Origin of the sequence: Paenibacillus sp. FSL P4-0081 (assembly GCF_000758565.1) — a bacterium.
Classification (GTDB): domain Bacteria; phylum Bacillota; class Bacilli; order Paenibacillales; family Paenibacillaceae; genus Paenibacillus_AQ; species Paenibacillus_AQ phytohabitans.
Window position 1 is genome coordinate 2,859,584 of record NZ_CP009280.1, and the last position, 11,805, is coordinate 2,871,388.

General features: G+C 53.7%; 12 protein-coding genes. 9 read left to right on the forward strand and 3 right to left on the reverse strand.

What is annotated here, in order from left to right; translation table 11 throughout:
• Window positions 1–103 precede the first annotated feature (103 nt).
• From P40081_RS11910 to P40081_RS11945, 8 genes are all read left to right on the forward strand, one after another.
• Entirely contained in the window at window positions 104–844 is a 741-nt protein-coding gene (locus P40081_RS11910) for an RNA polymerase sigma factor (RefSeq protein WP_042135643.1), read from the forward strand.
• On the forward strand, window positions 807–1,100 hold the full coding sequence (locus tag P40081_RS11915; RefSeq protein ID WP_042135644.1) for a hypothetical protein: 294 nt from the start codon (window positions 807–809) through the stop codon (window positions 1,098–1,100). The genes P40081_RS11910 and P40081_RS11915 overlap by 38 nt, the downstream gene beginning before the upstream one ends.
• Window positions 1,090–2,010 (forward strand): ABC transporter ATP-binding protein, encoded by a 921-nt coding sequence (locus P40081_RS11920; protein WP_231575334.1) that lies wholly within the window; start codon window positions 1,090–1,092, stop codon window positions 2,008–2,010. The genes P40081_RS11915 and P40081_RS11920 overlap by 11 nt, the downstream gene beginning before the upstream one ends.
• Complete coding sequence (locus tag P40081_RS11925) at window positions 2,007–3,236, forward strand: ABC transporter permease (protein WP_042135646.1); 1,230 nt, start codon at window positions 2,007–2,009, stop codon at window positions 3,234–3,236. The genes P40081_RS11920 and P40081_RS11925 overlap by 4 nt, the downstream gene beginning before the upstream one ends.
• Complete coding sequence (locus tag P40081_RS11930; protein ID WP_042135648.1) at window positions 3,233–3,865, forward strand: hypothetical protein; 633 nt, start codon at window positions 3,233–3,235, stop codon at window positions 3,863–3,865. The genes P40081_RS11925 and P40081_RS11930 overlap by 4 nt, the downstream gene beginning before the upstream one ends.
• A gap of 216 nt (window positions 3,866–4,081) precedes the next feature.
• On the forward strand, window positions 4,082–7,552 hold the full coding sequence (locus tag P40081_RS11935) for a PAS domain S-box protein (RefSeq protein WP_052421786.1): 3,471 nt from the start codon (window positions 4,082–4,084) through the stop codon (window positions 7,550–7,552).
• Between the two features lie 31 nt (window positions 7,553–7,583).
• Window positions 7,584–7,772, forward strand: a complete 189-nt coding sequence (locus P40081_RS11940) for a DUF6954 family protein (protein ID WP_042135652.1) — start codon at window positions 7,584–7,586, stop codon at window positions 7,770–7,772.
• Between the two features lie 90 nt (window positions 7,773–7,862).
• Window positions 7,863–8,258 (forward strand): NusG domain II-containing protein, encoded by a 396-nt coding sequence (locus P40081_RS11945; protein WP_042140998.1) that lies wholly within the window; start codon window positions 7,863–7,865, stop codon window positions 8,256–8,258.
• A gap of 8 nt (window positions 8,259–8,266) precedes the next feature.
• On the opposite strand, the gene P40081_RS11950 is transcribed toward P40081_RS11945, so the two are convergent.
• From P40081_RS11950 to P40081_RS11960, 3 genes are all read right to left on the reverse strand, one after another.
• Window positions 8,267–9,124 carry a TIGR03943 family putative permease subunit gene (locus tag P40081_RS11950; protein ID WP_042135654.1) on the reverse strand — a complete coding sequence of 286 codons (858 nt, stop codon included), beginning with the start codon at window positions 9,122–9,124 and terminating at the stop codon, window positions 8,267–8,269.
• Window positions 9,125–9,212: 88 nt separating this feature from the next.
• Window positions 9,213–10,211 (reverse strand): permease, encoded by a 999-nt coding sequence (locus tag P40081_RS11955; protein WP_042135656.1) that lies wholly within the window; start codon window positions 10,209–10,211, stop codon window positions 9,213–9,215.
• A 22-nt stretch (window positions 10,212–10,233) separates the two neighbouring features.
• Window positions 10,234–11,265, reverse strand: coding sequence for a CobW family GTP-binding protein (locus P40081_RS11960; RefSeq protein ID WP_042135657.1), 1,032 nt, complete (start codon window positions 11,263–11,265; stop codon window positions 10,234–10,236).
• A gap of 295 nt (window positions 11,266–11,560) precedes the next feature.
• On the opposite strand from P40081_RS11960, the gene rpmG reads away from it, so the two are divergent.
• Entirely contained in the window at window positions 11,561–11,710 is a 150-nt protein-coding gene (gene rpmG / locus P40081_RS11965; RefSeq protein ID WP_042135659.1) for a 50S ribosomal protein L33, read from the forward strand.
• Window positions 11,711–11,805 lie beyond the last annotated feature (95 nt).

Here is an 11,805-nt window from a genome sequence, read left to right on the forward strand (position 1 = left end):
TTTCTGTTGTAAGGATAATTTTTGTTTTGGGTCCCCACTTAGTGGGGTTATTTTTTGCGGACAGACTGTAACCTTTTGCCGGAGGTAAACGAATAACCAGTAGATGGCTCAGCGGGAGAGGAGGCGGCGTAAGACGAACGGAAACGGAAGAGAACATGCGGAAGACCCTGAGTCAGAGGAAGCGAAGGATAATTCCGCGGAAGAAGAGGCTGTACTGGTCAGGTTCCGGGACGGAAGCCTGGAGGCTTTTGAGTGGCTGGTGTGTAAGTACAGGAAGCCGGCGGTACGTTTTGCGTACCACTTGACCGGAGATTATCATACGGCCGAGGATCTGGCGCAGGATTGTTTCGCTTATCTGCTGGTGTATCCGGAGAAGTATGATCACCGTGCATCCTTCCAAACCTATCTGTTCACGATCCTGCGCAATAAAAGCATTGACTCCATCCGCAAGCGCAGCAGACAGCGTACCTTGACCGCGGAAGAGAGCCATAATCCGGAAGACCGCAGGTCACAGGGTGATGGTCCGGCAGACCGCGGCGGATTCGGGAGATACGGCTGCGTACATACACAGGGAACAGACGATCCCGAGCGGCTGGCTATTATCCGTGAAGAAGACCTGGAATGGCGCAGAAGGCTGCGCCAGATGAAGCCGGATTACTGCCAGGCGGTCTATCTGGTGGATGTGGGACAGATGTCTTATGAGCAGGCGGCAGCAGTAATGCGACGCAATATGGTTAGCTTCAAGGTGCTGCTGCACCGGGCGCGCAAGAAGCTTAGGCAGATTTACGAAAAGGAGGAGTGGGATTGTGAGGTCAAACGAACCGGAACAGTTATTTCTGGATGAGGTCTACCGCAAAGCGCGTCTGCTGGAATATGACAAGCGTGATGCAGAGAAAGTGCTGCATAACCGCAGGATGCTGGCCAGGCGCAAGGCAATGACAATATCATGTGTCACAATCCTAACGGCTGTTTTTGCCCTGATGATCTCGATTGGAAAGATTGATAAGGAACTATGCGTGGCGCTGTCGCTCCTTCTGATCGCAGCAGGTCTGCTGATTGAGAAGCTTGAATTGTCGTGGAGTCCGGAGAATGACGGGTGAACAGGGAATTGTAAGAACGGGGGAGAAGACTGGGATGGAGCTAATTATTAATCATTTAACCAAGACCTACGGAAACAAGCAGGCACTGCAGGATATCAGCTTCCGGGTGGGCGAAGGCATTCACGGCCTGCTCGGACCTAACGGAGCAGGTAAAACCACGCTGATGCGTCTGCTTGCCACCTTGCTGGAGCCTACCTCTGGAACGGTGGAGATTGGTGGTGTTGCCTTGAAAGATAAGGCCCGGATCCGGGAACTGGTTGGCTATTTGCCGCAGGAATTCGCCTTTTATCCGGGGATGACGGTAGTGGAGGCGATGGATTATCTGGCGCTGCTATCGGGCATATCCGGCCGTGCAGAGCGGAAGCGGAGAATAGACAAGCTGCTGGAGCTGGTTAACCTTACCGAGCAGCGCCGTACGAAGGTGAAGGCATTATCCGGGGGAATGAAGCGCCGGCTCGGCGTAGCCCAGGCAATGGTGCATGAGCCGAAGCTGCTGATCGTGGATGAACCGACTGCAGGGCTGGACCCAGAAGAGCGGATCCGTTTCCGGCGGCTGCTCAGCCGCTTTGCCGAAGGCAGAATTGTTCTCTTGTCCACGCATGTCGTCGAAGACGTGGAGTCCACCTGTGAGCAGATGACCGTGCTGCATAAGGGGCGCCTGCGTTATCACGGCAGAATAGGCGATTTGACTGCCGCCGCCGCCGGCCGTGTCTGGATAGCCGAGCTTGACCGGGTGGAGTGGGAACGGGACCGCGACCGGTTCCCGGTTCTGTCTGCTGTGCCGGAAGGAAGGAATATGCGGGTGCGGGTGCTTGCAGATGAACAGCCTTATGCAGGGGCACAGCAGACCGCGCCGTCGATTGAAGATGCTTATCTGCATCTCATGCGCAGGGAGGAATCCTTCGTATGATGGCACTGATCGGCAAAGAGATGCGCATGACGCTGCGCAGCCTGGTTTTTTATCTGTTTATTATCGCGAGCGTGTTCTTCTATTTCACCTCTTATGCTACGGAGGAAACCTGGGGCGAGCTGGGTTCCCCGGTTATAAGTACGCCGCAGAATGTAGGTACTATTGAACACCCGTATTACGGCTGGAAGCAGCCGGCGGATACCCGCGATTTGGCCGAACAAATGAGGAAGGAAATGGGCTGGAATCTGGATGCCGGAACCAGCCAGAAGATCAGGCTGGGTTTTCCATTCAAGGTTAAGCTGAGCGAGAAGGAGAAGACAGCCCTGTCTGCAGCGATCTCCCAGCTGGATGAGGTTCTGAAGAATCCGGATAAGTATACTATGGATGAGGTATACACTATCGCTGAGTCAGTGAACAATCAATTGGGCGGGAAAAGTATATACCAGCAAGGGCTGGGGGAATTCGGTTCTGCCATTGAGTCTGTTGATGAAGCCATAAAGGCGCAGGAAGCGGATCTTGCCCGCTATAACGCTAAGGTGGATGCAGGTGAATTGCTGCCCGGAGCCGCACGCTACTTCAGTGATTATCTCTCGCTGCCAGCAGGGATCTTTCCGGTCTTTCTGTCTGCCTTTCTGCTGCTCCGGGACCGCTCAAGCCGGATGAATGAATTGATTTACAGCCGCAGGATTTCGCCTTGGGTGTATGTCGGTTCGAAGTTTATTGCACAAGGTGTCATGCTCTCTTTGATCTACCTCATCCTGGCTGTCATCGGCGGCTGGCAGACCGTAAATTCACTGGGGCTTACCGGCCAGACGGGACAGGCTGTTGTAATCTTCCTTGGATACACAGCATGGTGGCTACTGCCGACGTTATGGATTTCCGTTGCCTTCGGGATGTTCGGCTCGATGCTGTTCCGCCGGGGGATCGTACCCATCGCCCTGCAGATTATCTGGTGGTTCGTATCGGTACTGCCGTTGTTAGGCTCTTATGGGCTGAACCGGCTGTTCATCCGCTTCAACTCGCCTAATGACTACGAGTTATACTGGAAGTGGACGGATGAGATTGCACTTAACCGTAGCTTCTATTTAATACTCTCTGTATTATTGGCTGCAGGAGCCGCCTGGTTATGGGAAAGAAACCGCAGCCGGCTGGATTCAGCCAAGACGCTGAGCAGGAAGACAGCTAAAGGAAGTGTGGCGGCATCTGCAGCGGAGGCGCTTAGATGAGCCGGCAGATCATCCGCCCGCTGGCCGGGTACAACCTCAGGCTGACTGCACATTATTCATGGCTCCTGTCCGCAGTGCTTCTGGCTGTCGTCCCGTTCTTCATGGAGCCGGCACTGATGAACAGGGTTCAGGCTGCGAAGCTGGGGGAACAGCTGATCAGCTTTCTGGGATTGATTGTCTTCCCCCACCTGGGCCTGCTGGAGGATGGCGGGATTGGTGAAGTGCTCTATGCCAAGCGGGTAAGGCATCATCCGGTATTTCTTTTCCGCTGGCTGCTCACCGTTCTCTATATCTTCCTTGTGGTGACTGCCTTATTCACATGGATGCATGGGAGCGGTGCTGATTTTGAACTGTGGCCGATGATCGGCGGGACAGTGATTACCGCAGTTGCGATAGGATCAGCGGGAATGACGGCTGCGCTCTTGATCGGCAACATCTCTGCCGGATACATTGCCGGGTTCTCCTGGTATCTGCTTGATTTCATGACCAAAGGCAAGCTGACCGGCCGATTTTATTTATTCGGCCTGATAAATAGCGAATGGGATAACGATAAATGGCTGCTCGCAGGCTGTTCTCTTGTCCTTGCCGTGTTCTGTGCCTTCTGGCTGCCGCGCAAGAGGCTGGACTAATAGAGGCCTGCCCTGTCTTATATCAGGTACAATCCAATATTATAAAAATCATATAACAACCGCCTTGACGTCATTTACTTGACCGGGGCGGTTTTTTGACGCATTGAATATACTGCCTGATTATTGGTGTGACTTCAGAGCTGGAGCATATTTTCCGAAAAAAAGGTATACTGATAATAATTTATGTCCCCCACTTTCACAGAGGAGGCTCGAGCTTTGTCTGACACACTTTTTAAGCATTTGTATTTACGTTCTTCCATAGGCTATGCGGTAGTATCCATTGACAATGGTACAATGCTCATGGCCAATCCTGCCTTTTGCGGGATGTTCGGATATACAGAGGATGAACTTAAGGATCTGCGTTATCTGGATATTGCCTATCCGGAGGATGAGCATACCGTGGATCACGGCGTGATTATGAAGTATTTGCTGCGCAGTCCCGGCGCGGCTGTAGATAAAGAGAAACGGTTTGTGCGCAAAGATGGGGAGATCATCTGGGTGGCGCTGCATCTATTTTTAATTATTGATGAATCGACAGGCAGGCCCCTGCAGCTGATTGCGGAGATGACCGATATTACCGCACGCAAGGTAGCAGAGAAGAAGATTGAGGAGGATCACCAGCTCTACAAGCTGATTACGCAAAATACTCCGGACATGATCTCCTTTGCCGATCCGGATGGAACCTTGCGATATGTTTCTCCCTCTGTTGAGAAAGTGATGGGTTACTCCGCAAGTGAGATGATCGGCAGGAAAAGGCCGGAATATTATCATGAAGTTGACGCGCTAGAGATGACCGAGCAGGGCAAGCTATACTCGGACAACGATGTCTTTACCCGCCGGGCAAGGCATAAAGACGGCCATTACATTTGGATTGAAAGCTCGTTTCAGGTTATGCGGGACAGTGAAGGTGAAGTGCAGCAGGTACTGACCATTGCCCGTGATGTTACAGAACGGAAGAAATATGAGGAGATGCTGGCGTCTGCACAGGAGCTTGGGCAGATGGGTTCGTGGGAATGGAATTCGGTCTATGCGGAGTTGACGGTTTCCAGCCAGATGCGGGCTATTTTTGAACTGGGCGGCTGCCAGGGCAGTCATACCCGGATTGATTATCAGCTGCTCCTGGATTGTGTGGTGAAGGATGATCTGGGGGCGCTGCGTGAGGAGCTGCATCATACACTGAAGTCAGGCACCCAAGGTGAGGCGACCTTCAGAATCAGGAATGGCAGCGGCGGGCGTAAAGTGATCTATGCGCACTGGGAGGTTATCCTTGATGCGACAGGCAAGGTTCAGCAGATCCGCGGCATTGTGCAGGATGTTACGGAACGCCACCGGATGGAAGAACAGCTTCGCGACAGCGAACGGAATTACCGCCTGATCTCGGAGAATTCTCAGGACTTTATCTCACGCAATGCGACAGATGAACAGGCGACATATCTGTATGCTTCTCCGGTCTGCCAGCAGATGTTCGGATATACTCCGGAAGAAATGGTCGGCACGAATGGGATGGATTATATCCATCCTGACGATTTTGCCTGTGTGCAGGCTTTTCTGGACGACAGTAAGAAGGGCTTGAAGCTGGAGCCTATCGTCTTCCGTTATCTGTGCAAGGACGGCTCTTATCTGTGGGTGGAGACTACGCTGCGGCATACGGAGACGGGAACCCCGGGAATTACAGAGATGATTGGGGTTACCCGGAATATCTCTGAGCGCAAGCAATATGAACTGAAGCTGCTGGAAAGCGAGAACCGGTACAAGTCGCTGTTCGAATATAATCCGTCCGCGATCAGTGCAATGGATCTGCAGGGCTGCATCCAGTCGCTGAATGCCAGTCTGCAGCAGCTCACCGGCTATTCCCGTGAAACACTGCTGCATTCAAGCTACAGTGAGATTATTGATGCGGATGAGCTGGCATTTGTGAATAACCGTTTTCTTGCCGCTGCCGGGGGGATGGCCCAGACCTTTGAGACCCGGATCATCCGCCGTGACGGGCAGACGGTTGAGGTTGGCATGATTTATGTACCTATTCTGCTGGACAGCCAGGTGGTAGGCGTGTTTGCGATCACGAGCGATATCACCGAACGCAAACGGCATCTGGAACAGATTGAGAAGCTCAGTTATGAGCATGCGCTGATATTGAATTCGGTTTCGGAAGGGATCTTTGGCATCAATCTGCAGGGGGATACGGTCTTTATTAATCCGGCGGCTTCCATTATGCTGGGTTACGCTCCCGGGGAGCTGGCCAGCAATATCAAGCTGCAGACGATCGCCCAGACCTGGATGGACGGGGAACTCTACCGCGGAGGGCATAGGACCCTTGCAGAGCTGCTTACGACTAATCTCTCCTATGAGCGGGAGCAGGAAGGGATTTTCTGGAGACAGGACGGTTCCAGCTTCCTCGTTAAATACCGCATGACGGCATTATATGATAACGGGGAACGCAAGGGTGCGGTAGTGGTATTCCGTGACATTACCGAGGAGAAGGCGGTTGTGCGTGCCAAGGAATCAGCGGAGCAGGCCGACCGGGCCAAATCAGAATTCCTGGCCATTATGAGCCACGAGCTGCGCACTCCGATGAATGGGATTATTGGCATGGCTGATCTGCTCTCGGGGACAGAGCTTACGGAAGAGCAGGAATACTACACGCAGATTATTAATAAAAGCGGTGGAGCACTGCTGCATATTCTGAATGAGGTGCTGGATTTCAGCAAGATTGAATCCGGTATGATGACGCTGGATCTGCAGCCGGTCGATGTCCGGCAAGTGATTCAGAATGTATGTGAACTCTTTTATCCGCGGGTCAAAGAAAAAGGGCTGACCCTGCGCAGCGAAGCAGACCCGGAGATTCCCGGTCTTGTAATAACGGATGAAATCCGGCTGCGGCAAATCCTCGTGAATCTGGTCGGCAATGCGGTGAAATTCACGGAAGAAGGGGAAGTCGGTATTTCCGTGAAGCTGGAACCTGTACGGGAACCCGGGTCAATGATTCTCAGATTCTCGGTGACAGATACCGGTATTGGAATTCCGCAGGACAGCCAGAGCCTGTTGTTCCAGTCGTTCTCCCAGCTGCATCCTTCCATTAACCGCAAATACGGCGGAACCGGACTGGGGCTGGCCATAAGCAAGAAGCTGGTCGAGCTGCTGGATGGTGCGATCGGTGTGGACAGTATTGAAGATGAGGGCTCGGAGTTCTATTTCACGATTGAGGTTATGCCGTCTGGTGAGGTTGCGGGGCCTCCGCTGCCCCTGGAGATCCTTGCAGCTGAAGAGTATAAGAACGGAATTTTTGATATGGATTATCCGGAGGGGCAATATGGTCCGCTGTCGATCCTTATTGCCGAGGATCATCCGGTGAATCTGCACCTGCTGCAGAAGTATTTGAATAAGCGCGGCTATACCTCGGATGTGGCCCTGAACGGGGAGCAGGCGGTTCACGCTGTGCTCACACGTCATTATGATCTGGTGTTTATGGATATTCAGATGCCGGTGCTGGATGGTATTGAGGCTACAGGGCGGATCCGCGAGGCGATGGGATTATCTCCGGTTATTATTGCGGTTACCGCCTTTGCCCGGAAGGAAGATAAGGAAATGTGCCTTCGAGCAGGGATGCAGGACTTTATCTCCAAGCCGATCCGGGTGGAAGAGCTGGACAGGGTTCTGCGGGAATGGTCGATTAATCTCCGGAATTAGCAGGCAGAGCCTTGAGGAGGAGCAAACAGGAATGAGATGGATCATCTATATTTTATTTGCCATACTCTATGGGCTGACAACGCTATATGGGCTGGGGCCGGTGCTGCTGGCTGACGGATCGTTCCGGGAGCGGATGCTGACACTGGCCATTGTACTGCTGATCTATGCCGGAATTACCTGGTGGCTGCGGAGTTTGCTGAAGCGGCTGGGCAGACGTTGACAATCTTCCCCTGGCTAAACTATTATTTATAGGGATCGTAATTTTTACGATTATAAAAGAGTCAGCGAGAGGGTTACGGCATTGAAAACCATGAAACGTGGCGATTTCATCATGATCCTGGTCGTATTGCTTGCCGCCGGTTCCATTTACGGCTATAAGTGGTTCTCGAATCACAATGAGCATTATGCACAGGGAGATCTGAAGGCTGTTATTACAGTGAACGGCAAGGCGTACAAGACGGTAACCCTGACCAAGGAAGAACAGATTATAGACATCCGTACCAAGTTCGGTCACAATACCCTGAAGGTGTTCGACTATGGGATACAGATGACTTACTCGGATGCTCCCCTGACCATTGCGCTGGATATGGGGTTCATCTCCAGGCCCAAACAGCAGATTATCTGTATTCCGGCCCGGCTTCTCATTGAGGTCGTAAATCCCGGTTCATCCATTGATGACGATGATGCGCTGGATGCGGTGATCTAAGCTGGCACTCAAGGCTGCAGCTCCTCCCAGGCCGCTGCGGCGTCGGCACTAGTGTATACATAAGGTGTGGACGGCTCAGGAACTGCGGTTAGGACTTCCGGAGTAATCTGCAGTGTCTCCACTCCCTGATAGAGCACCACATGAAGCTTGCCCCGAACCTCAATCCAGGTATCGGCGGGCAGGCTTATTTGTGTTCCCGGCTTCAGCAGAATACCGAACGGAGTGGCATCCGCCGTGCAGCACTGGACGAGGAACCGGCTGACCGCATAGCTGGACTGGCCCGCACCCTGCGGCTCGCGGTAGAGGAAGCCGGATACCGAGATTTCCCTGCCCTCAAACTGTGATTTATACAGGTTGATTGCGCCCAGGGTCTCGGAGAAAATCTCCGGGTATACAGGAATAACGGACTGTCCGTACAGCTTGCCGGCCAGCTCGGCAAATTCCGCCTCATAGGGGTTAGAGGGAGTGAACTTCGCGCCGCTGCCGGACTCTGAAGCTGTATAAGACAGGGTGAGGCCTTTTCTGGCCGCTGCAGCACTGCCCAGTGCGCGGTCAGGCAGGAGAAACCCTAGCAGCAGCGGAAGCAGGAACAGGCTGTACAGTGCGGAGCTGCCCAGCCCGGAACGGGGGAGGCGGTGCTCACAGTCGCACAGGACACTGCTTTTGCCAAGGACGGCTTGAAGCCCGAGGCTCAGCGCCATCAGGGAGAGCGGAACCGGACACAGTCTGATCCAGCGGGCCAGCTTGGGGGCAACGTAATAATGAAGCGCGTCCTGCTGGACCAGATGTCCGATATAGAGGGCGAAGGCGAGCAGAATAACCGCCCTCAGTAGATAGTGAAACCGGATGCTCCGGGCGTTATTCATACGGAACCTCCTAAGAGTTTGTGAGGGTTGCTCCCTGAGTTTCTGCGGACAAACTGCATCGGAAGCATATGCTGAGTTTGTGAGGGTGCTACAGCCAGAGTGAAGCCAGCACCGAGCCGGTGAAGACGGCCGAGACAATCAGGAAGAACAGATAAAGCGCGAATCTGGTTTTGAACAGCGACAGCAGCATCAGTGAGTTTTTGAAGTCGAGCATCGGGCCCAGCACCATGAACGCCAGCAATGATCCGGCCGGGAAGGAATGCAGGAAGGTAGAGGCGACGAAGGCATCTGAGGTGGAGCAGAGCGAGAGTACAAAGGCCAGCCCCATCATGAACAGGTAGGAGCCCAGCGGGCGCTCTCCGATAGCGGCCAGGCTGCCGTGATTCATGAAGGTTTGGATACCGGCGGTTAACAGACAGCCGATGATCAGATATTTGCCCATTTCAAAAAACTCATCCGACGTATGCACAAAGACTGCGACTAAACGCCCGCCGCGGGTAGTGCGGTGATGCTCCTCGCCGCCCTCGCGGGGGATGGATAGACGCAGCGGTGATTTGCGGACGGTGGCATAGATGACAAGGCCGATTAGGGCGGCTACGGCAAAAGCCAGTCCCATCCGCGCATAGGCCAGTTCCGGATGGGAACGGAAAGCCGTCAGGGTGGCCCCGTAGACGACCGGATTCAGGATCGGACCGGATAGAATGAAGACGATGGCGACGTAGAGCGGCATGCCTTTGTGAACTAACCGGCGGACAAGCGGAATCATCCCGCATTCGCAGACGGGGAAGATGATCCCGAGCAGGCAGCCGAATAGAATAGCCGGAACCGGATGGCGCGGAATCCAGCGTGAGATCATCTCGTCCGGAACAAAGACGCGGAGCAGTGAGGAGAGCAGCGCACCCAGGAGCACGAACGGCAGGGCTTCGAGCAGAATGCCGAGAAACGCTGTTTTGAACGTGTCCACATACCCGTTGTTAAGCAGCTCCGGATGACCGGGGAGCCAGAGAATGCCAATCGTGAGCAGGAAGGCAGCGGGAATGAGCAGCGGCAGTATTTTGAACGGAGAAAAGGTTGTCAAAGGCTTCATCGGCTCCTTCCCGCGCCTGATATTAGCTGAACAAGGCTGCCCAGCGGCGGCTGACCGCCCTCTCGTCCAAATTCAGGCCGATGCACACAATGTAAGGCTGGCCCGGATAACGCGAGGCTTCCCAGGTTGTGCGGTGTCCCGCATATTGCACGAGCTGTACGGAATCCTGCTCCGCAAGCTGGACATGACCTTTGGCTCTAAGCAGACTGTCTCCCCATTCCCGGAAAAAAAGCTCCAGCTGCTCCCGGCGGATCCTTCCGTTCCCCCCCTGCGGAACGGTCAGCGTAACTGCCGCTACCTGCGAATAGGAGGTGCTTGAGCCGGACTCGGGCTCCTGTACAGCAGTCGCGCTCCCCCCGTAGCCAGGACTGGTTCGTTTAAGCGATGTGCCGTTTATAGTACCAGGTCCGCGCTGCGGCGCAGGCCTCCGCAGTTCACGGGCGGCGATGCCTGCCAGCAGCGGGGCCAGATTAATCTGGCTGTAATGGGTAAAAACAATCTCAGATTCAGAGTTTTGCTTATAGACCATTTTCTCGATTTTCCATAGGGTTTCCGGTTCGACCAGATCGCTTTTGTTCACGATAATCAGATCGGCCACCGTGAGCTGCTTGCGCAGAGTGCGGACCAGCTGTTTATCGGCGGAGAAGCGGCTGTTATAGTCCAGCGCATTCTCGGCGTCGAGCAGCGTGATGGTAAAGTGCAGCTTCAGCCGGTCTGCTAAAGGCATCTCCAGCAGCGATTTGGCAATTTCATCGGGGTCCGCTACGCCGGTAAGCTCGATGTAGATGATATCCGGACGGCGCGCCAGCAGGGCGGCCAGGCTGCGCGGCAGCTCTTCCTTGCGGCTGCAGCATACACAGCCGTCCAGCAGCTTTTCCACACTAGTGCCGGTATTCTCCTGCAGAATATAGCCGTCGACATCCTTTTTCCCCAGCTCATTCATGACTACGCCAGGATTCAGCCCCCGCCGCTTGCTCTCCTTCAGCAGACTTAACAGCAGAGTAGTTTTTCCGCTCCCCAGAAATCCGCTCAGTATGATCACAGGTATCTTCATGGCTCACTCTCCCGCTTCGTTCTTGGAATTGCAAGAATCATATTTTCTTTGTAATACAACCTTCGATGCATCTCACCAGAGCAACCGTCTGTTTCCTGCTGAAACGGCCCCGCTCTTGAAGGAGGCCAAGCCGTTTTCACTTGTAATTCCATCTATACGTAATTCCTCCGCAGGAAAGACCACAATTCTAAGAGAGTTGAAATTTTGCGGATCACCAGTTGACAGCGGACAGGCGGACCATGTAGAATGTGTAAATCGTAATAATTACGATTAAATGAAAGGGAGTTGAATTTTAGTGAGAGTAATCGTTACCTTGGCCTGCACGGAGACTGGCGACCGCAACTACACCACTACGAAGAATAAGAGAACCACGCCCGGACGGCTTGAGATGAAGAAATACTGCCCGCGCCTGAAGCGTGTAACGCTGCACCGTGAGACCCGCTAAGGATGCTGAGCCGTACCTTGGGAAGGAAGAAGTTCTGATAGACGGACGGCGGGTGCGCTGCTGTCCTAAACTAAATTTGTGTAAGGAGTAAATCA

Coding starts and splice junctions, on each gene's coding strand:
- P40081_RS11950 (WP_042135654.1), bottom strand. CDS start 9,124: ATGAATAACGCCCGGAGCATCCGGTTTCACTATCTACTGAGGGCGGTT.
- P40081_RS11920 (WP_231575334.1), top strand. CDS start 1,090: ATGACGGGTGAACAGGGAATTGTAAGAACGGGGGAGAAGACTGGGATG.
- P40081_RS11940 (WP_042135652.1), top strand. CDS start 7,584: ATGAGATGGATCATCTATATTTTATTTGCCATACTCTATGGGCTGACA.
- P40081_RS11910 (WP_042135643.1), top strand. CDS start 104: ATGGCTCAGCGGGAGAGGAGGCGGCGTAAGACGAACGGAAACGGAAGA.
- P40081_RS11925 (WP_042135646.1), top strand. CDS start 2,007: ATGATGGCACTGATCGGCAAAGAGATGCGCATGACGCTGCGCAGCCTG.
- P40081_RS11930 (WP_042135648.1), top strand. CDS start 3,233: ATGAGCCGGCAGATCATCCGCCCGCTGGCCGGGTACAACCTCAGGCTG.
- P40081_RS11945 (WP_042140998.1), top strand. CDS start 7,863: ATGAAACGTGGCGATTTCATCATGATCCTGGTCGTATTGCTTGCCGCC.
- P40081_RS11960 (WP_042135657.1), bottom strand. CDS start 11,265: ATGAAGATACCTGTGATCATACTGAGCGGATTTCTGGGGAGCGGAAAA.
- P40081_RS11955 (WP_042135656.1), bottom strand. CDS start 10,211: ATGAAGCCTTTGACAACCTTTTCTCCGTTCAAAATACTGCCGCTGCTC.